This window comes from Allobosea sp. GW821-FHT10B12 (assembly GCF_059415545.1).
On the sequence record NZ_JBWKNL010000004.1, the window covers coordinates 371532 to 390685 of the forward strand.

Consider the following 19154-nt stretch of genomic DNA (forward strand, 5'->3'; position numbering starts at 1 on the left):
CACCAACGCGCCCCTGCTGCGCCTTATCCCCCTCGCATCGGCGGCAAATCGCGCCCATATTGCGGCCATGCCCAAGAGCACCGACACGACCTCCGCCAAGCCCAAAGCCGCGAAGAAATCCGCCGCGACCCGCACGCCGAACTCGAAGGCGAGCAAGCCCGAGCTGAAGCCCCTCGACGGCTATCTCGCCGACCTGCTCAACCCGGCGATCAACCGCGGCAAGGCGGTGCCGGGTGGTGCGGCCGGCTTCAGCGACGCGCCGCAGGCCGGCTACGAGGCGCGGCCGGGCGATGCCGGCGAGGCAAAGCCGCGCAAGCTCTCGAAGAAGGCGGACTCGGCTTTCGATCCCGACAGCGACAGCGCGGCCTCGCTGACGGCGAAATCGCTGCAGGCGCTCTTGGAGACCGGCAGCCCGTTCATCGAGCCGGGCAAGCCCTGGACGCCGCACCGGCCCGAGCGCCCCGAGAAATCGGAAGGCGGAGTTCGCTTCGAGATGAAGAGCGACTTCTCGCCGTCAGGCGACCAGCCGACCGCGATCGGCGATCTCGTCGACGGCATCAGACGGCAGGAGCGCGACCAGGTGCTGCTCGGCGTCACCGGCTCCGGAAAAACCTTCACCATGGCCAAGGTGATCGAGGAGACGCAGCGCCCGGCGCTGATCCTGGCGCCGAACAAGACGCTCGCCGCCCAGCTCTATGGCGAGTTCAAGAGCTTCTTCCCCGACAACGCGGTCGAGTACTTCGTCTCCTATTACGACTATTACCAGCCGGAGGCCTACGTCCCGCGCTCGGACACCTATATCGAGAAGGAATCCTCGATCAACGAGCAGATCGACCGCATGCGCCATTCGGCGACACGCTCTCTGCTCGAGCGCGACGACGTCATCATCGTCGCCTCGGTCTCCTGCATCTACGGTATCGGCTCGGTCGAGACCTATACGGCGATGACCTTTTCGCTGAAGCTCGGCGAGCGCATCGAGCAGCGCCAATTGATCGCCGACCTCGTCGCGCTGCAGTACAAGCGCGTCCAGCACGATTTTGCGCGCGGCACCTTCCGCGTGCGCGGTGACACGGTCGAGCTCTTCCCGGCCCACTATGAGGACCGCGCCTGGCGCATCGGCCTGTTCGGCGACGAGGTCGAGAGCATCAGCGAGTTCGATCCGCTGACCGGCCAGAAGACCGGCGAGCTCGAATTCATCAAGGTCTACGGCAATTCGCACTACACCACGCCGCGCCCGACGCTGAACCAGGCGGTCAAGTCGATCAAGGAGGAGCTCAAGGGCCGCCTCGACGAGCTCAACCGCATGGGCCGCTATTTGGAGGCGCAGCGGCTCGACCAGCGCTGCACCTTCGACATCGAGATGATCGAGGCGACCGGCTCCTGCAACGGTATCGAGAACTATTCGCGCTATCTCACCGGCCGCAAGCCGGGCGAGCCGCCGCCGACCCTGTTCGAGTACCTGCCCGACAACGCCCTCGTCTTCACCGATGAGAGCCATGTCACGGTGCCGCAGATCGGCGCGATGTACAAAGGCGACTTCCGCCGCAAGGCGACACTCGCCGAGTACGGCTTTCGCCTGCCCTCCTGCATGGACAACCGGCCGCTGCGCTTCGAGGAATGGGACGCGATGCGCCCCTCCTCGATCCATGTCTCGGCCACGCCTGGCGGCTGGGAGATGGACCAGACCGGCGGCGTCTTCACCGAGCAGGTCATCCGCCCGACCGGGCTGATCGACCCGCCGGTCGAGATCCGCCCCGCCAAGCACCAGGTCGCCGACCTCCTCGACGAGGTCAAGGAGGTCACCGACAAGGGCTACCGCACCCTCGTCACCGTGCTGACCAAGCGCATGGCCGAGGATCTGACCGAGTACCTGCACGAGAACGGCGTGCGCGTGCGCTACATGCACTCCGATATCGACACGATCGAGCGCATCGAGATTCTCCGCGATCTCAGGCTGGGCGCCTTCGACGTCCTCGTCGGCATCAACCTGCTGCGCGAGGGTCTCGACATTCCCGAATGCGGCTTCGTCGCCATTCTCGACGCCGACAAGGAGGGTTTTCTGCGCTCCGAGACTTCGCTGATCCAGACCATCGGCCGCGCCGCGCGCAATGTCGACGGCAAGGTCGTGCTCTATGCCGACCACATCACCGGCTCGATGGAGCGGGCGATGGCCGAGACCAATCGCCGCCGCGAGAAGCAGGAGGCCTACAACGCCGCCAACGGCATCACGCCGCAGACGATCAAGCGCGCCATCGGCGACATCCTCGGCTCGGTCTACGAGCGCGACCATGTCACCGTCGACAAGGGCCTGGTCGAGGGCCCCGTCGCCGGCCACAACCTGAAAGCCGCGATCGCCGATCTCGAGAAGCGCATGCGCGAGGCCGCCGCCGATCTCGAATTCGAGACCGCCGCCCGCCTGCGCGACGAGATCAAGCGCCTGCAGGCGACCGAGCTCGCCATCGCCGACGACCCGCTCGCCCGCCAGAGCGATGTCGAGGGCAGCGCCGGCAAATACCAGGGCGAGCGCAGCTACGGCTTGAGTGCCAACCTGCCGACCCGCGCCCGCAAGCCGACCGACGCCGATATGGGCCCGCACAACTGGGGTGGTGGCGAGGGCCGTCCGAAGGCGAGCGTGGCGCGGCCGCGCAAGCCGACGCTCGACGAGATGGGCCCAGTGCCGGAGGCGCGGCCGAAGGGGGCGGGGGAGAGGCGGGGGCGGCGGAGGTAGATGACGGCAACGGCACGTAGAACGACGGCTAGGAAGTTGACGCAAGCTTAACGTGCGGTAGCGTAATCTCCCGAGAGGGGGAGACGACATGACGGTAGGCTTGCGCCGAATAGTGATGGCGCCAAAGGCGAATATTACAGTTGGCAAATGGCACTCTGGAAAAGTTCCTCGGGCTGATTTTCCAATTGCGAAGAAAGCTTACGGCATCGGGAAGTCGTTTCAGTGGTGCGTAGTATCCTTCAATGCGCTCGGCTTGGATTGCCGTGTTCTGATCGTTGTAAATTTTGAAAAGCAGAAATTTGAAGCCATTCTCGGAGTAATGGGAAAAGCTGCGTTGCACGTGCTGTGCTCGTATGAGTTCCATGCGTCCGAGCCTGGCTGGCATTGCCATGCAGCATGTGATGAAGTCAGTCGAGTGCCCGCTGGCTACATGCGTGGGCCGTGGGTCCGCCGAATGCCCGGGGGCAGAGCAACCCATTCGCGCCTAGATTTTCCAATAGCTACCATTCAGGACGCGCAGCGTTTTGCGTTTCGCTGTTATCGCATCGAGGCTAAAGGCTCCCTGCTATGAAAGATGAAATTTGCAGAGCCTTTTGCAATGAGATTCGTGTGCGTGAAGTGCCTGCTGGGCTCGCGATAAGCACAGCTCTGCGCCGTGGAGACGGAGACGCTATCGGCTTTTATGTGATTGCTGACAAACTCCGCCCACACATGGCTTGTTTGGAAGATGATGGCACAACTATTCCCTATTTGGAGGCCGTCGGTGTCGATTTTGACACGCAAACGAGAGCCAGAGCACTGGCGCAAATACTTGAGGAGTACGGTGCATATTTTGATGAAGACGAGGCGGTAATACGCACCGAGTATATGCCCAAGAGTGATCTCGCACGAGCTTCAATCGGGTTTGCTGCGATGCTCCTCAGGCTTTCGGATTTTCTGTTGCTATCTCAAGATCACGTCGAGAGCGCCTTCAAAGATGATGCGAAAGCTCGAATCAAGATTGCTATCGGTGATAGGGCAATTGTCTCCGAAGATAGCGTCGTTAGCGAAAGATTATCTGAGGTTAGGCCGGATCTTGTTATCAGAGCGCCAAATAGAGACCCTGTAGCGGTATTCTTAGCGCAGTCATCGCAAAGGGTAAATGACGCAATATTTCTACAGATGGCTGCGATGTACGAATCTCAGGATTCGGTGTCTGTTATTGCAATGATCGAGTCGGACATATCGATAAGTGCAAAATTGAGACAGAGGGCATCAAACAGATTGAGCGCCGTTCCCATTTTTAAGAACGATGAAAGCTCTGCGATTCAACGTATCGTTCGTGAGGCTGTCGGTACAGCAGGTATGATTCTTCATTAGCTATCTATGTCTTCCGTGCTCTCGAATGTCTCTTACTCGATGAGCGCTACAAGGCGAAGCGCGCGGGGAACCCCTCTCCCGGATGGGAGAGGGGCAGGGGTGAGGGACCGCCGCTGATCATCGGAACGCAACGGAGCCGCGCCACCTAAACCGGCGAGGACAGGCCCTCATCCGGCGCTCCGCGCCACCTTCTCCCATCCGGGAGAAGGGAGGGTCGAGGTTTCGGCCTTCTACCATCATGGTCGCCCTTGTGGCGACCATCCACGTCTTGCGGCGCTGATGACATGCTGGCCGCTGCCGTGCCCGGTCGCTCGGGTGCGAAGACGTGGATGGTCGGGACAAGCCCGACCATGACGAGGAGGGTGGATGCGGGGATAACCCGCAACCTTATCCTCACCCTCCCGTATCATCCGCCGCATCTCATTCCCGAGGGGCGGCCAACCGGGGACGAATGACTACGGCGCGAATTTCGTGAAGACGTAGTCGCGGCCCTTCACCCGTGCCGCGTGGCAGGCGAAGCAGGTTTCGTGCTGGGCCGCGTCGACCGGCTTGCCGTCGATGAACCGCCCGAAGCCCCAGCCGCCGCTGTCGGGATAGCGCTTCGAATCCTTGACCATGACCTGCACCGTGGTCGAGTGACCAGGGACGAGGGCGGATTCGAATTCCGGTGATTGAACGTGCTTCCAGGCCAGCTTGACCAGCACCGTGCCATCCGGGAATGGCAGCGAACCGGCGTTATAGGCGTCGATCGCCACCTTGTTGCCAAGCACGGCGCGGAGCTCGTCGAGCGGCTGGTTTTCCAGCGCCGGCGCGACGAGCTGCCATTGCCGGTAGCCATCGGGGAGCGTGACCCCGTAGATCGGCGAGGCCGGCTTGGCCGGTTGGTGGTCTTGGGCGAGCGCGCCGGCCACGACAATCGCCGCCGCCATGGCCGCTCCGGCATAGGGCGTGAAAGAAGGGAGCCTCATATCGTCAGTCCACGGTTCAGATCGGAGATCGGCAGCGTCGAGGCGTGCCGCAGCGGGTTCCGGCATCCGGTGAAGAAGCCGGCGTCATGTCGATCTCAAGAGGTTGCGGCCCAAAGCGGCAGAAACCGCGCTGGCGGAGCCGCGCACCGGACGCCGGTTCGTGTCGTGCCGGGCCATGGTCCGTTCCTCTGCCGCGCCCTGGAGTTCGTCCCCGAAGCCTAGCGTCGGCCGGCCGGAGCCTGAATCGGACTGAGGCATCGCTGCGCCATACCTGCGTATGATGGCGCGCCGGTGCGGCGCCTGCGGGCGAGGGGTGCGGCGCGTGGGCGGTTCCCGCGGAAACTTATCCCCGCCCTCCCAACCTCCCGTATACTCCCAGCCATCCCATCCCCGAGGGGCGGCCGACCGGAGGCACGCTGATTGGCGGGGTGGGTGCGGCGCCTGCGGGTGGGTTTGCACCCCACTCCCGGGAGGCTTCGGGAACCGACCTGGGGACACCACGATCCCTGCGCGAGGAGCTCGCTAGACCGCGCCGGCTGCACAAGCCGGGGCGACAGAAGCGCGGCCCGGAGTTTTCAAATCGCCGCCTGGCGGAGCGCCACGGGGCGTGCGGATGGTGGCTCAATCCATCCGCGCCGCTTCCTGGCTCAATGGAAGCGGATCACCAAACCAGCGCCTCGCGGCGCTCCGCTGCCCCTCACATGCAACAACGCCCGCAGGATGAGCCTGCGGGCGGGGAAGACGCTTGGTTTTTCCCTTCTCCCCTCGGGGGAGAAGGTGGCCCGGCGTAGCCGGGTCGGATGAGGGAAGTCCAGCACGACGCTCATCGTCTCACCCGGTCGAACCGCCCTCATCCCCTGCCGGACCTTCTCCCCCTAGGGGAGAAGGAGGCTGAAAAACTTCCGCGCCCTTCGCCCTGGGGGGACAGGGAGGCGAAGGGCGCGGCGACCGCCTAGAAGCGGTCGTAACGGTCGTGATAGCGGCGACCATGGGCCGGAGCCCAGGGCGGCGGGCCACCATGATGGCGGCGATAGCCGTAGCCGCGGTCATAGCCGCGATCGCGATAGCCGTAGCGCTGCTGGCGATCGAGATTGCGCTGGATCTCCCACATCCGGTGCTCGCGGTTGTGGCGGACATAGGTCGCCTCGACCTTGTCGAGCGCGGCCGCGCCGCTGAAGGCTTCGCCGGCGGCGGCCGGGGTCACGGCGGCGCCGAGCGCGATGGTGGCGGCGATGAGAAGGTGTCGCATGGGGCATCTCCTTTGGTTGCCGCGATTGAAGCGGTCCTGTCTGGAACTCCAGCTGAACGGAATTGTTCGCCGGCGTTCATCTTCGCTGTGTTCCGGCCGCGCGGCCGGGAGGCTAGAATGGCGCCATGACCGTGCCGCCCGACTTCGTCCACGCCTCGCGCGACCTCGAACGCTTCCTGCTCGATGCCCGCGACCAGCTCAGTCATCAGACCACGCACCAGACCTGGCAGTCGGTGTTCGCGGTGATCGTCACCTTCCGGGCGCGGCTGACTGCGCCGCAGGTGATCGCCTTTGCCCAGGCACTGCCGCCGCTGCTCGGAGCGATGGTGTTGCTCGACTGGGACCCGGCGCAGCAGCCTGCGCCCTTCGCGCCGCGAGCCGACCTGGCCAGGGAGGCGATGGCGTTTCGCGGCGACCACAGCATCCTGCCAGAGAGCGGCATCGCCGATGTCGCCGCCGCGCTCTGGCGAAACGTCGACCGGCGCGCCTTCGAGCGCATGCTGGAGACGTTGCCGCCAGAGGCGCGCGCGTTCTGGACGGTGTCCTGAGTCTTTATTTTATCGCATTTTCTTCAGGCGAGCCGGTATCCACTTCGCTTGAAAATGCTCTAGGCGTTCGGCCCGCCCTCGATCTCGCTCGCCCAGGCCAATGCCGCGTCGAAGGCGTCGGGCTTGAAGCTCCTGACCTCGACGAAGGGCACGAGCGGGCTGGCGATCGCGACCAGCGTCTCGATCCAGCCCTTGTCGGTGACCACCGCCTCGCGCGGGAAGCGGTGCCATTGCAGGATCTTGCCAAAACCGTAGCGCGCATCCTTCAGGCCGGCGCGGAAGGTCATGTCCTCGAAGCCGGTGAGGTCGGCGAGGATACCGAGCTTCTCGTGGCGTTCGAGCTTGGCCTCGATCTCGGCGATCAGCCGGTCGAAGTCCGGCTCGTCGAGCGTGCCGGTGATGCGGAAGGCCGCGACATGGTCGGCGGCGGGAAGGATATCGAGCATCGGCGCCTCCTGGTCTGCACCAGGGACAACGCTGGCGTGCGAGGGAAGTTCGCGGGTGAACCATCGCGGGGCGGAGGCGTTGGCAATGTATGGGGGCTCAACGCACGCAAAGGAGACGATGATGGCCAATGCTGGCGGGAAGCTCGGTCCGAGCATCAAGGGCAAGGGCGACGGCACCGGCGCGACGAGCACGCGGCCGGCCTCGCTGCCCGATCACAAGGTGCTCTCCAATCGCGACAAGACGCAGCTCAACCGCGGCCGCGGCCTCGACGGCAAATGGATCGAGAACGAGCAGGTCTACGAGACGCAAGGAAACCGGCGCTCGCAGGAGGAATGAGCCCTATTTCAGCGCGATGATCAGCATCAGGAAGACCAAGATGATCAGGACCTGCTTCAGGCTCCAGTTGATCCGCCTGAGCTGCTCGGCGACCGGGTCTTCCGGCTCTTCCACCTCCTGATCCGGCTGGCCGGCCGCGAGGAAGGCGGGCTCGCCCGCCAGGTCCAGCGGTCGCCAGCTGATGCTCTGCACCCGGCCATGCGCCTGCGCCGGGCGGCCATCGGCCTCCGGCGCGAGATGGAAGACCGGCGGCTCGTCGTCGCTGGCGCCCTCGCGCAGCCAGAGATTGGTCGTCGCGGCGAAGGAGAGGAGCCCGGCGCGACCGTCAGTAAGGTCCTGCCGCAGCCCGGCGAACAAGGGTTGCGGCAGGAAGAGCTCGGCGGCGAGCCGGTCGTCGAGATCACCCTGCGCGCCGGCGGCAAAGCTGAGCCGGAGCAGCGGCGCGCTCTCGCCGGGGAAGGAGCGGATGGTCAGCGACAAGTCCTGCGCCGGTCCCGGCCGGTCGATCCGGGCGAGCGTCGCGCCATCCGGCCGGGCATGGGCTTCGATCCTGGTGGCATCGTGCAGCGCGCCGTCGCGCCAGTCGTGGCCGGCCACCGCGACGAGCCTGTCCGCCACGAAGGCGAGCGGCCTGGCGGCGTCCTGCACGAAGGCGCCGGCCACGCCCGGCAGCGTCATCCGCCCGTCCACGATGCTCGCGCTGTCCGTCCTGTCGTTCATCCCGTCCCCGCCTGAGTCGGTGCGGACGATAGCAGGTCGGCAGGGGGATGCCAGAATGGCAGGTTGTTCTACGCCAAGGTCGATATGGGGCCGAGCCGGAAAAGAAAATTTCCTTCTCCGCCCGTTCGGTGAAAACCTCTTCCCGATCGGCCTGTACCTTTAAAAGAACGTTTGGATTGACATGCAGAACAGCATTTCCTAGATTGCCGGTGTCGTCGGGTTACCGGCGGCCGCGGAGATTTGAGCGAGCAGCTTGCGCCGCGTCACCAAACGCTAAAGCGCCACGACGTGGTCGTGGGCTCCCCAGCTTGAGGAGATGAACATGACCGGCTCCGTTCTCCGCCCTGTCGAACCGCTCCGCCGTTCGATGATGTGCTGTTGTCGCCGCTGATCCAGCGCTGACGCCGTTTATCGGCATCATTTCCGACATCGCTACAGCACAGGGCGCCGCAACGCGGCGAAGATCGTCATGCCGTTCCAGTCCCAGATCGTTTCCAGTCCGCCGGCCCGCCAGGCCTATGTCATCGAGATCGGCGAGACCCAGGCGGGCCTCGTCGCCCGTGGCGCCGACGAGCGCTTCTACACCTTCATCTCTGCCTCGGCGGCGTTCGACCGGCTCGAGGGCCAGCGTTTCGCCACGCCGGTCGCGGCCGAACTGGCGGCGCGCCAGCTCGTCCGTTCGCGTCCCGGCCTGCGGCTGGCGGCCTGAGAAGCATGCCGGTGACGTTGTTCGAGACCCTGCGCGCGGCATTCGCGTCCTGGTTCGAGCGGGCCGTGCCCGCCGAGCTGGCTGAGCCGCGCTGGCAGGAGCGGTCTTTCGCCGAGCTCGGCGCCGAGGAGCGCCGCCGCTCGATCCGTGAGGTGACGCTCGAGCAATTGGGCATTGTGCACTGGTCGTGCCACACGCATTTTTGAGGACATGATGAACGCCCCCGTGAAGCCCGATGCCTTTCGCGTCGAGGCCCTCCTTCCAGTGCCGCCGGCCGATGCGATCATTCGCTTCGAAGCCGTCGGCAAGACCTTCGCCAGCCGTGACAGTCAGGAACCTGTCACGGCGCTTGCCGGCATCGACCTTGTCGTGCCGCGCGGCAGCATCGTCGGCGTGATCGGCCGCTCCGGCGCCGGCAAGTCGACGCTGATCCGCCTGGTCAACGGGCTGGAGCGCGCCACTGCCGGCCGCATCCTGATCGAGGGCGAGGACGTCACCAACCTGACCGAGGCAGGCTGGCGTGAGCGTCGCCGGGCCACAGGCATGATCTTCCAGCACTTCAACCTGCTGTCGTCGCGCACGGTGTTCGACAATGTCGCGCTGCCGCTGGAGATTGCCGGCGTGCCCAGGGCGAAGATCGAGGCACAGGTCTCTCGCCTGCTCACCCTGGTCGGGCTTGCCGACAAGCGCGAGCGCTATCCGGCCGAGCTCTCCGGCGGCCAGAAGCAGCGCGTCGGCATCGCCCGGGCGCTGGCGACCGAGCCGAAGGTGCTGCTCTGCGACGAGGCGACCTCGGCGCTCGATCCCGAGACGACCCGCGCGATCCTGGCCCTGCTCAAGCAGGTCAATCGCGAGCTCGGCATCACCATCCTGCTGATCACCCACGAGATCCCGGTGATCAAGGAGATCTGCGACCGGGTCGCGGTGATCGAGGGTGGCCGCATCGTCGAGGATGGCGAGACCTTCGAGGTGATGACAAGGCCGCGCCACCCGACTACGGCGAGCTTCGTCGAGGCGGTGACCGGCGTCGAGGTGCCCGACTACCTCGCCGGCCGCATCCATAAGCAGGCACTCGCCGGCGACAGCGCCGTGCTGCGCATCGCCTTCACCGGCGAAAACGCGACGACGCCGGTGATCAGCCGCCTCAGCGCCGTGATCGGCGTCGACGTCAACATACTTGCCGGCCGCATCGACGCGATCGGCGAAAAACCCTTCGGCAGCCTGCTGGTCTCGGTGCCGGCGAGCGAACCCGAGCTTGCCGCCGTCTTCGGCGCGCTGAAATCCCTCGATCTCAAGGCGGAGCTGGTCGGCCATGTCTCCTGAACTCATCCGTCTGATCATCGAGGCGACCGGCGACACGCTGCTGATGGTCGCGATCGCCGCCGGCCTCGGCACGGCGCTCGGCCTGCCGCTCGGCGTCTTCCTGGCGACCAGCAAAAAGGGCGAGCTCTTCGCGGCGCCGGCGGTCAATGCCGTGCTCGGCGCGCTGGTCAATGCGACCCGCTCGACGCCCTTCATCATCCTGGTCGTGGCGATCATCCCGTTCACCCGGCTGATCGCCGGGACCTCGATCGGCACCTTCGCCGCGACCGTGCCGCTGACCGTCGCCGCGACGCCCTTCATCGCTCGCCTGATCGAGGGCGCGATTCGCGAGGTCGATCAGGGCCTGGTCGAGGCTGCCCGCTCGATGGGTGCGACCCCGCTGCAGATCGTCCGCAAGGTGCTGGTGCCCGAGGCGCTGCCGGCGATCGTGCTCGGCCTGACGCTGGCGCTCGTCAGCCTGCTTGGCTTCTCCGCCATGGTCGGCGCGGTCGGCGGCGGGGGCTTGGGCGATCTCGGCATCCGCTACGGCTATCAGCGCTTCATGCCGGATGTGATGGCGATCGTCGTCGCCGTGCTGATCGTCCTCGTCCAGACCGTGCAGAGCGTCGGCGACCGTCTTTCGCGCCGCCTCAACAAGCGCCTGCGCCACGCCTGATCGATTTTTCGTTTCCAACCGTTCAGTCCACCAAGGAGCCACCATGTCCGCCCAGTTCAGCCGTCGCCTCGCGCTCGGCCTCGCCGCCTCACTCGTCCTCACCGCCCCGGCGCTCGCCCAGCAGAACCAGGTCGTCCGCATCGGCGCCTCGCCCGGCCCGCATGCCGAGATCCTGGAGAAGGTGAAGCCGATCGCCGCCAAGAACGGCATCGACCTCAAGATCATCGAGTTCTCCGACTATGTCGTGCCGAACCAGGCGCTCGCCGCCGGCGAGCTCGAGGCGAACTCCTTCCAGAACCAGCCCTATCTCGACAACCAGGTGAAGGATCGCGGCTTCAAGCTGGTCAGCGTCGGCCTGACCGTGAACTTCCCGCTCGGCATCTACTCCTCGAAGCACAAGAGCTGGACCGAGGTGCCGGATGGCGCGACCGTCGCGATCCAGAACGATCCGACCAATGGCGGCCGCTCGCTGCTGCTGCTGCAGGACAAGGGCGCGATCAAGCTCAAGGACGGCGTCGGCTTCAAGCCGACCGTCGCTGATATCACCAGCAACCCGAAGAAGCTGAAGATCATCGAGATCGAGGCCGCCCAGACGCCGCGCTCGCTCGCCGACGTCGCCGCCGCCGCGATCAACACCAACTACGCCGTCGACGCCAAGATCGAGCCGACCTCCGCGATCCTGCGCGAGGATCCGAAGGGCCCCTATGTCAACCTGATCGCCGTGCGCGAGGCCGACAAGGACAAGCCCTGGGTCAAGGCGCTGCTCGCCTCCTATCACACCCCCGAGATCAAGGCCTTCGTCGCCGAGCGCTTCAAGGGTTCGGTCCTCGCCGGCTGGTAACGTTCCTCCCTCCCGGCTGGACGGTCCTGGTCGGGCACCTGCCCCGGAAGCGCAAGCTTCCGGGGTTTTTCGTTTGGGCTCTCCGTCTTTCCGGGGCTTCGCGTAGCGAAGAGCCCGGAACCCATGAACACCGCCCTTTCCCGTCATGGTCGGGCTTGTCCCGACCATCCACGTCTTCGTTCTTCGAGAGCGGTATTCAAGACGTGGATGCTCGCCACAAGGGCGAGCATGACGAACTGGAACAGCGTCGTGTTCATGGATTCCGGGCTCGCTGCTGCGCAGCGCCCCGGAAAGGCGGCGGGATCACACCGACAGATACTGCGCCCGCACCGCGTCGTCGGCCTTGAGCTCGTCCATCGTGCCGGTGAAGCGGATCAGGCCCTTCTCGATGATGGTGGCGCGATCGGCGACCGAGCCGGCGAAATGCAGGTTCTGCTCCGAGATCAGCACCGAGAGCCCTTCGCCTTTCAGCGCCAGGATGGTCTTGGCCATCTCCTCGACGATCACCGGGGCGAGGCCTTCCGAGGGCTCGTCGAGCAGGACGAGCTTGGGATTGCCCATCAGGGTACGGGCGATGGTCAGCATCTGCTGCTCGCCGCCCGACATCGCCCCGCCCGGCCGGTCGCGCATGCGGCCGAGATTGGGGAAGAGCTGGAACAGCCGCTCCGGCGTCCAGTGTGGCGCGCCCTCGCGCTTGGGCCTCTGCGCGACGGAGAGGTTCTCCATCACGCTGAGTTCGGAGAAGACGCGGCGCTCCTCCGGCACATAGCCGATGCCGAGGCGGGCGATCTCGAACGGCTCGCGCCCGACGATCGTATGGCCCTCGAAGGTGACGCGGCCGGCTTGCGGCGGTACCAGCCCCATCACCGCCTTCATCGTCGTCGACTTGCCGGCGCCGTTGCGGCCCATCAGCGCCAGCACCTCGCCGCGCCCCATCGAGAAGCCGACGCCATGCAGGATATGGGCACGGCCGTAATAGGCGTTGAGGCCTTCGATCTCGAGCATCAGTGGCCTCCCGAGGTCGCGCCGGAGCCGAGATAGACGGCGCGCACGGCCGGATCGTTGCGGACTTCCTCGGCCCGGCCCTTGGCAATCAGCTTGCCGCGATCGAGCACCAGGATCGCGTCGGAATGGGCGAAGACAACGTCCATGTCGTGCTCGGTGAACAGCACGGCGATGCCGCGCTCCCGGGCGATCTCGGCGGTCAGCGCCATCAGCGCGATGCGTTCGCGCGGCGCCATGCCGGCGGTCGGCTCGTCCATCAGGAGGAGCTTGGGCTTGTTGGCGATCGCGACCGCGAGTTCGACCCGCTTGAGATCACCATAGGCGAGGACGCCGCAGGCGCGCTCGGCCTGGTCGAGCATGCCGACTTGGCTCAGCAGCGCGTCGGCCTCGGCGACATGGCGGTCCTTGGCGCGGCCGAACAAGGTCCAGGTCTCGCCGGCATGCGAGATCAGCGCCATCTGCACGTTCTCGCGCACGCTCATCGAGGCGAAGGTCGCGGTGATCTGGAAGGTGCGCCCAACGCCGAGCCGCCAGACCTCGCGTGGCTTCAGGCCGGTGATCTTCTTGCCATCAAAGATCACCTCGCCGCGGTCGGAGGGCAGCTGGCCGTTCAGCATGTTGAAGCAGGTGGTCTTGCCGGCGCCGTTCGGGCCGATCAGCGCCAGCAGCTTGCCGGCCTCGACCGAGAAGCTGACATCGTCGACGGCGCGCACCCCGCCGAAGGACTTGCCGAGATTGCGGACTTCGAGGACCGGGCTCATCGGGCGGGCTCCGGCGTGGCGGTGACGGGAGGGGCGGGCTCGGCCTCGCGGCGCCGCTCGGAGAAGGCCAGCGCCGTGCCGACGAGGCCACGCGGGAACAGGATGACGAGTAGGACGATCGAGGCGCCCATGACGAAGCGCCAGTACATCGTCGCCTTCATCAACTGCTCTTGCAGGCCCATGAAGGCGAAGGCGCCGACGATCGGGCCCGAGACGGTCTGGACGCCGCCGAGCAGCACCATCAGCAGGCCGTCGACCGAGCGCGGGATCGCCATATAGGTCGGAAAGACCGAGCCCTTGAAGAAGGCGAAGAGAGCGCCGGCGATGCCGGCTGCGACCGCGGCGATGATGAAAGCGATCCACTGGATGCGCATCACCGGCAGGCCGATCGCCTCGGCCCTGAGCGGGCTGTCGCGCCCGGCCCGCAAGGCATAGCCGAAGGGGGCGAAGACGACGATGCGCAGGGCAAGGATCGCCGCGACGCAGACCGCCAGGGCAAGATAGTAATAGACCAGCTTCGGAGCTGCCCAGGCCGCCGGCCAAACGCCCAAAATGCCGTTGTCGCCGCCGGTGACGTCGACCCATTGGAAGGCGGTCGCCCAGGCGATCTGGGCGAAGGCGAGCGTCAGCATGGCGAGATAGACGCCCGAGAGCCGTACGCAGAACCAGCCGAAGACGACCCCGGCGATGCCGGCGAGGAAGGGCGCGAAGGCAAGGGCCGGCACCATCGGCATGCCCAGCCACTTCACCGCCAGCGCCGCACCATAGGCGCCCAGTCCGAAATAGGCGGCGTGGCCGAAGGAGGCCATGCCGCCCGGGCCCATCATGAAGTGCAGCGAGGCCGCGAACAGCGCGAAGATCGAAAGCTCGGTCAGCGTCAGCAGCCAGTGATCGGCGACGATGAAGGGCGCGATCAGCAGCACGGCCAGCGCCGCGAGCCCGATCAGCTTGACGTTGGCGCTCGCCGGCAGGAGCAGCGGCTCGACCGGGCCATGGGTATGGGCGCTGCCGACCGGGCGCTTGCCCATCAGCCCATAGGGTTTGATCACCAGGACGACGGCCATCACCAGGAAGACCAGCACCAGCGTGATCTTCGGGAAGATCAGGATGCCGAAGGCGTGGATGATGCCGATCAGCACCGCGGCGAGATAAGCGCCGGTGACGCTGCCGAGCCCGCCGACGACCACGACGACGAAGGCCTCCGAGATCATCGAGAGGTCCATGTGCAGGTTCACCGCCTCGCGCGGGAGCTGCAGCGCGCCGCCGAGTGCTGCAAGGCCGGCACCGAAGGCGAAGACCGAGGTGAAGAGCAGGCGCTGGTTGACGCCGAGTGCGCCGACCATCTCGCGATCCTGCGTCGCGGCGCGCACCAAAGTACCCCAGCGCGTCTTCTGGAACAGGAACCAGAGCAGGCCGAGCATGATCGGCCCGACCACGATCAGGAAGAGCTCGTAGCTCGGGAAGCGGCTGCCCATCAGCACGACGAAGCTCTTGAAGCCGGGTGCGCGCGGGCCGAGCTTGTCCTCCGGACCCCAGATGCCGAGCGCGATGTCCTGCACCATCAGCACGAGGCCGAAGGTCGCGAGCAATTGAAACAGCTCCGGCGCCTGGTAGATCCGGCGCAGGATCACGATCTCGACGAGCGCACCGAGCGCCGCGACGATAACAGCCGCCAGCAGCACGCCGCCCCAGAAGCCGAGCGCATCGGCCGGGCCGAAGCGGGAGACCAGCGTGAACGCGAGATAGGCGCCGAGCATGTAGAAGGAGCCGTGCGCGAAGTTCACGATCCGCGTCACGCCGAAGATGATCGACAGCCCGCAGGCGACGAGGAAGAGCGACGAGGCCGAGGCCAGGCCGTTGAGCGTCTGCGCGAAGATCAGATCGATCATGCGAGGTTCCGTCGAAACAACCGAAAAAAGGGCGCAATCCTCCCACGGCCGCAGCGGGGAGCCGCGGCCGGGTCAGCCATAGTCTAGATCAGGTCGAAGCCTGGCGCGTCAGCCCGCCGGGCGAAGCGTCTTCACCTCTGCATCCGACGGCAGGTATTTGGCGCCGTCGGCATAGCGCCAGTCGACCATGACGCCCTTGCCGTCCTTGACCGTGGTCTTGCCGACATAGGCGCCGAGCGTCGCCTGGTGGTCGGAGGCGCGGAACTCGACCGGGCCGAAGGCCGAGGTGAACTTCAGCCCCTTCATGGCATCGATGAGCTTCTCGTTGTCGGTCGTGCCCGCCTTGGCGATGCCGGCGGCGATGGCGTTCATGGTGTCGAAGCCGACCACCGAGCCGAGGCGCGGATAGTCGTTGTACTTCGCCTTGTAGGCATCGCGGAACTTGACGTGATCAGGCGTCTGGATGTCGGCATGCGGGTAGCCGGTGACGATCCAGCCGACCGGCGTCTCGGCGCCGAGCGGGTCGAGATATTCAGGCTCACCGGTCAGCATCGAGACCACCGTGCGCCCTTCGAACAGGCCGCGGGTGTTGCCCTGGCGGACGAAGTTCGAGAGGTCGGCGGCGAAGGTGACGTTGAAGATCGCATCGGGCTTGGCTGCCTCGAGAGCCTGCACGGTCGCGCCGGCATCGATGCGGCCGAGCGCCGGGAACTGCTCGGCGACGAATTCGACGTCTGGCTTGGCCTTCTTCAGCAGCTCCTTGAACCACTTCACCGCCGACTGGCCGTATTCGTAGTTCGGCGCAACCAGCGCCCATTTCTTGGCCGGGAGCTTGGCCGCTTCCTCGACCAGCATCGCCGCCTGCATGTAGGTCGAGGGGCGCAGGCGGAAGGTGTAGCGGTTGCCCTTGGCCCAGACGATCGCGTCCGAAAGCGGCTCGGAGGCGACATAGAGCCGCTTGTTCTGCAGGGCGTAGTCGGCGATGGCGAGGCCGACATTGGAGAGGAAGCCGCCCGAGAGCAGATCGACCTTCTCGGCGTTGATCAGCTCGCCGGCGAGGCGCACCGAATCCTCGGGCTTGCCGGCATCGTCGCGGAACAGGGTCTCGATCTTGCGGCCGAGCACGCCGCCGGCGGCGTTGACCTGCTCCAACGCCAGCTCCCAGCCCTGACGATAGGGCTTCAGGAAGGCCGGCTGCGAGGTGTAGCTGTTGATCTCGCCGATCTTGATCGGCGCGCCCTGTGCGCGCAGCAGCGACGGCGTGGTCAGCGCGACGGCGCCGAGTGCAGCTCCGCTGACGAATTGGCGACGGTCCATCTGGTGGCTCTCCCGTGACTCGCTGGTCTTCCGCATCCACAGCCCCTCGCTGCGCGATTTCCTACCGTAGGCTGGCCGAGCGCAGGGCGCCAAGCCGAGGTGGAAATTCGTTTGTATGCGTATGAATTGTCAGCCGCGGATTTTTGTTTGTCAATCATTCAAAATTGGGCGCGCGCTGCCGCGTCCGGCGGCAGCGAAGACGGGCGGAAACTCGTCAGGCGGACTGCTTCGCGCTTTGCCGGGCCGTCAGCGTCGCGTCGATCGCCTCGACCACGCCGACGAGCTCCGCGATGCTGTCGATGACGTAGTCGGCGCCGGCCGCTCTCAAGCGCGCCGCCGCCTCGCCGCGCAGCTTCTGCTGTTCGAGCAGCGGCAATTCGTTCCATTCGGCCAAAGACAGGCCGACGCAATTGCCGGAAATGGCGAGCCCGACCGTCCAGGTGCCGGCGGCGACGCCCTCGGCGATGCCGGGCTCGGTGTCGTCGACCTTGATCACGCTGGACGGTGGATAGACACCCAGATCGGCAAAGCAGCGATACATCATCAACGGGCTCGGGCGGCCCTCGACGAGGTCGCCGGCACAGACCAGATTGTCGGGCTCGTAGCCCTGCGCCGCCGCGACCGGCAGCAGCCGTTCCATGATCTCGCGGGTATAGCCGGTGGTCGAGCCGATCTTGAGGCCACGTCGGCGCAGGTTCGCGATGCTGTCGGCCGCGCCGGGGATGAGGTCGGCATAATCGGTGACGACGGCGGCGTTGAGCGGCACGAACTCAGCGTAGACGGCGTCGATCGCCGCTTCGCCCGGCATTTCGCCATGGGCCTTACGCCAAGCCTCCGCGATTGCCGGCTCGGCCATCAGCGCCGCGATATGGGCGCGCTTGGGCAGGCCCATTGGTCCGCGCGCCTGGGCGATCGTGATCGTAACGCCGAAGCGGGCGAAAACCTCGACGAAGGCGCCCATCGGCGCACGCGAGCCGAAATCGACGACGGTGCCGGCCCAGTCGAGCACCACAGCCCTGACGGTCTGGAAGGGAAGCAAGGACAGCGCGCTCATCCGAACATCTCCGCAATGGTTTCCTCGCCGATGGCGAAGGAGGTGGACGCTCCCGTCCCTGAGGTGACGATGACCAGGCCGACCCGGTCGGCGACCCATTCGCGCAGCATCGGCTGGTCGGGCAGGCTGGCATAGGTACCGAGCCAGCGCGCCTCGACCGGCGGGCGGGTGCCGAACACCGCCGCGTATTCGTCGAGGATCAGCTCGTCGACCTCGGTGTCACCGAACGGGTCGGGCGTCGCCGCGTAGTGATGGGAATCGCCGACGACGCGCGTGCCGTCGCCCGAGGCGACGGTGATCAGGTGGATGCCGTTGGCGAGCTGCTCCGGCTGCTCGCGTTCGAGCCGGGCGCGTAGGGCAGCAGCCTCCGGCAGTTCGGCGTAGCCGAGATAGCGCACCAGCGAGAGGTCGGACATCACCGCACAGGGCAGATCGGGGCCGGTGGAAGCGGTCCGCACCCGCAGCATCTGCAGCTTGCAGCGCGTCAGCGCGGGGTGGGCGGCCTTGAGCTCGTCGGCATAAAGGCCGGTGAAATCATCGCCAGGACAGATGATGGCGGCGTCCGCCCGCAAGGGCCCATTCGAGGTCTCGATCACCGGCAGCGCGACGCCGCGCACCGTCGTACCGCGCAGGATGGTGATGCCCCAGTCCCGTTCGAGATGGTTGGCGAGCAGCGGGATCGCCTCGCGCGATTCGACGCGCAGATCATGCGGGCTCCACAGCGCCGCTTCCTGGCCGGCAAGGAAGGGGAAACGGTTGCCGAGCGCACTGCTGCTCAGCAGCTCGCAGCCCTCGCCCATCTCGGTCTTCAGGAAGGTTTCGAGCACGGCGGTCGCTTCCGGCCGGCGCGAGGTCGTGCAGAGCCCGGCATGGGCGATGGCGATGCCGGCCTTCGGCGCGATCTCGGCCCAGACATCGCGCGAGCGCTTCGCTCGCCGCCAGGTCTCGCCGGCTTGCTGGCCGGTCACGGTGATGAAGCCGAAATTGCGGATCGAGGCGCCGTTGGCCTGCGCATCGCGGTCGATCACCACCACTTTCAGCCCGCGCCGCGCCGCCGCGAGCGCGTGGGCGAGGCCGACGATGCCGGCGCCGACGATGGCGAGATCGAAACTACGCTCCACGAACTTTCCTCCCGGCGCTCTTGCGATTCGCGCCATGCCATTCGGGGCCGCTTAAGGCCCTTGCAATGCAGAACTGTGACGAAGTGCGGATTGCAGCCGGCTCACTGCACGCATTGCGTGCAAT

General features: G+C 66.1%; 20 protein-coding genes. 10 read left to right on the forward strand and 10 right to left on the reverse strand.

Translation table 11 applies throughout. The features are described from left to right. The first annotated feature begins 67 nt into the window (after nucleotides 1–67). From uvrB to AC07O0_RS16405, 3 genes are all read left to right on the forward strand, one after another. The gene (gene uvrB / locus AC07O0_RS16395; protein ID WP_494624749.1) at nucleotides 68–2728 is read left to right on the forward strand and encodes an excinuclease ABC subunit UvrB; all 2661 of its coding nucleotides are present in this window, start codon (nucleotides 68–70) and stop codon (nucleotides 2726–2728) included. 88 nt (nucleotides 2729–2816) lie between these two features. Beyond that, the gene (locus AC07O0_RS16400; RefSeq protein ID WP_494624750.1) at nucleotides 2817–3299 is read left to right on the forward strand and encodes a hypothetical protein; all 483 of its coding nucleotides are present in this window, start codon (nucleotides 2817–2819) and stop codon (nucleotides 3297–3299) included. Continuing rightward, nucleotides 3296–4087 carry a DUF1828 domain-containing protein gene (locus AC07O0_RS16405; RefSeq protein ID WP_494624751.1) on the forward strand — a complete coding sequence of 264 codons (792 nt, stop codon included), beginning with the start codon at nucleotides 3296–3298 and terminating at the stop codon, nucleotides 4085–4087. Before AC07O0_RS16400 ends, AC07O0_RS16405 begins: the two co-directional genes overlap by 4 nt. A gap of 455 nt (nucleotides 4088–4542) precedes the next feature. Here the strand turns inward: AC07O0_RS16405 and AC07O0_RS16410 are convergent, their stop codons facing one another. Together AC07O0_RS16410 and AC07O0_RS16415 are read right to left on the reverse strand one after the other, a co-directional pair. Beyond that, on the reverse strand, nucleotides 4543–5016 hold the full coding sequence (locus AC07O0_RS16410) for a cytochrome P460 family protein (protein ID WP_494624996.1): 474 nt from the start codon (nucleotides 5014–5016) through the stop codon (nucleotides 4543–4545). A gap of 991 nt (nucleotides 5017–6007) precedes the next feature. Continuing rightward, nucleotides 6008–6304 (reverse strand): hypothetical protein, encoded by a 297-nt coding sequence (locus AC07O0_RS16415; RefSeq protein WP_494624752.1) that lies wholly within the window; start codon nucleotides 6302–6304, stop codon nucleotides 6008–6010. Nucleotides 6305–6429: 125 nt separating this feature from the next. On the opposite strand from AC07O0_RS16415, the gene AC07O0_RS16420 reads away from it, so the two are divergent. Then, a complete protein-coding gene (locus AC07O0_RS16420; RefSeq protein ID WP_494624753.1) occupies nucleotides 6430–6852 on the forward strand; it encodes a DUF2267 domain-containing protein in 423 nt (140 codons plus the stop codon). Between the two features lie 59 nt (nucleotides 6853–6911). Here the strand turns inward: AC07O0_RS16420 and AC07O0_RS16425 are convergent, their stop codons facing one another. Continuing rightward, nucleotides 6912–7298 (reverse strand): SpoIIAA family protein, encoded by a 387-nt coding sequence (locus AC07O0_RS16425; protein WP_494624754.1) that lies wholly within the window; start codon nucleotides 7296–7298, stop codon nucleotides 6912–6914. A 121-nt stretch (nucleotides 7299–7419) separates the two neighbouring features. On the opposite strand from AC07O0_RS16425, the gene AC07O0_RS16430 reads away from it, so the two are divergent. Next, nucleotides 7420–7635, forward strand: coding sequence for a hypothetical protein (locus tag AC07O0_RS16430; RefSeq protein WP_494624755.1), 216 nt, complete (start codon nucleotides 7420–7422; stop codon nucleotides 7633–7635). Between the two features lie 3 nt (nucleotides 7636–7638). Here the strand turns inward: AC07O0_RS16430 and AC07O0_RS16435 are convergent, their stop codons facing one another. Beyond that, nucleotides 7639–8355 (reverse strand): hypothetical protein, encoded by a 717-nt coding sequence (locus tag AC07O0_RS16435; protein WP_494624756.1) that lies wholly within the window; start codon nucleotides 8353–8355, stop codon nucleotides 7639–7641. A gap of 469 nt (nucleotides 8356–8824) precedes the next feature. Here AC07O0_RS16435 and AC07O0_RS16440 point away from each other — a divergent pair, with 469 nt between their 5' ends. From AC07O0_RS16440 to AC07O0_RS16460, 5 genes are read left to right on the forward strand one after another with little or no spacing between them, the layout of a single operon-like run. Continuing rightward, nucleotides 8825–9064, forward strand: coding sequence for a hypothetical protein (locus tag AC07O0_RS16440; protein ID WP_494624757.1), 240 nt, complete (start codon nucleotides 8825–8827; stop codon nucleotides 9062–9064). Nucleotides 9065–9075: 11 nt separating this feature from the next. Beyond that, entirely contained in the window at nucleotides 9076–9270 is a 195-nt protein-coding gene (locus AC07O0_RS16445) for a hypothetical protein (RefSeq protein WP_494624758.1), read from the forward strand. 7 nt (nucleotides 9271–9277) lie between these two features. Continuing rightward, a complete protein-coding gene (locus tag AC07O0_RS16450; RefSeq protein ID WP_494624759.1) occupies nucleotides 9278–10387 on the forward strand; it encodes a methionine ABC transporter ATP-binding protein in 1110 nt (369 codons plus the stop codon). Beyond that, the gene (locus tag AC07O0_RS16455) at nucleotides 10377–11042 is read left to right on the forward strand and encodes a methionine ABC transporter permease (protein ID WP_126114307.1); all 666 of its coding nucleotides are present in this window, start codon (nucleotides 10377–10379) and stop codon (nucleotides 11040–11042) included. Before AC07O0_RS16450 ends, AC07O0_RS16455 begins: the two co-directional genes overlap by 11 nt. Nucleotides 11043–11085: 43 nt before the next feature. Next, nucleotides 11086–11883, forward strand: a complete 798-nt coding sequence (locus AC07O0_RS16460; protein ID WP_494624760.1) for a MetQ/NlpA family ABC transporter substrate-binding protein — start codon at nucleotides 11086–11088, stop codon at nucleotides 11881–11883. A 303-nt stretch (nucleotides 11884–12186) separates the two neighbouring features. On the opposite strand, the gene AC07O0_RS16465 is transcribed toward AC07O0_RS16460, so the two are convergent. The 6 genes from AC07O0_RS16465 to AC07O0_RS16490 all read right to left on the reverse strand — a co-directional run bounded on the left by AC07O0_RS16465 (nucleotide 12187) and on the right by AC07O0_RS16490 (nucleotide 19030). Beyond that, complete coding sequence (locus AC07O0_RS16465) at nucleotides 12187–12891, reverse strand: ABC transporter ATP-binding protein (RefSeq protein ID WP_494624997.1); 705 nt, start codon at nucleotides 12889–12891, stop codon at nucleotides 12187–12189. Beyond that, nucleotides 12888–13649: an ABC transporter ATP-binding protein gene (locus AC07O0_RS16470; RefSeq protein ID WP_494624761.1), complete on the reverse strand. Its 762-nt coding sequence runs from the start codon at nucleotides 13647–13649 to the stop codon at nucleotides 12888–12890. The genes AC07O0_RS16465 and AC07O0_RS16470 overlap by 4 nt, the downstream gene beginning before the upstream one ends. Beyond that, entirely contained in the window at nucleotides 13646–15538 is a 1893-nt protein-coding gene (locus AC07O0_RS16475; RefSeq protein WP_494624762.1) for an ABC transporter permease, read from the reverse strand. The genes AC07O0_RS16470 and AC07O0_RS16475 overlap by 4 nt, the downstream gene beginning before the upstream one ends. Before the next feature lie 108 nt (nucleotides 15539–15646). After that, nucleotides 15647–16855 carry an ABC transporter substrate-binding protein gene (locus tag AC07O0_RS16480; RefSeq protein ID WP_494624763.1) on the reverse strand — a complete coding sequence of 403 codons (1209 nt, stop codon included), beginning with the start codon at nucleotides 16853–16855 and terminating at the stop codon, nucleotides 15647–15649. Between the two features lie 214 nt (nucleotides 16856–17069). Next, nucleotides 17070–17909, reverse strand: coding sequence for a phosphonoacetaldehyde hydrolase (phnX, locus tag AC07O0_RS16485; RefSeq protein WP_494624764.1), 840 nt, complete (start codon nucleotides 17907–17909; stop codon nucleotides 17070–17072). Then, nucleotides 17906–19030 (reverse strand): TIGR03364 family FAD-dependent oxidoreductase, encoded by a 1125-nt coding sequence (locus AC07O0_RS16490; protein ID WP_494624765.1) that lies wholly within the window; start codon nucleotides 19028–19030, stop codon nucleotides 17906–17908. The genes phnX and AC07O0_RS16490 overlap by 4 nt, the downstream gene beginning before the upstream one ends. Between the last annotated feature and the right edge of the window lie 124 nt (nucleotides 19031–19154).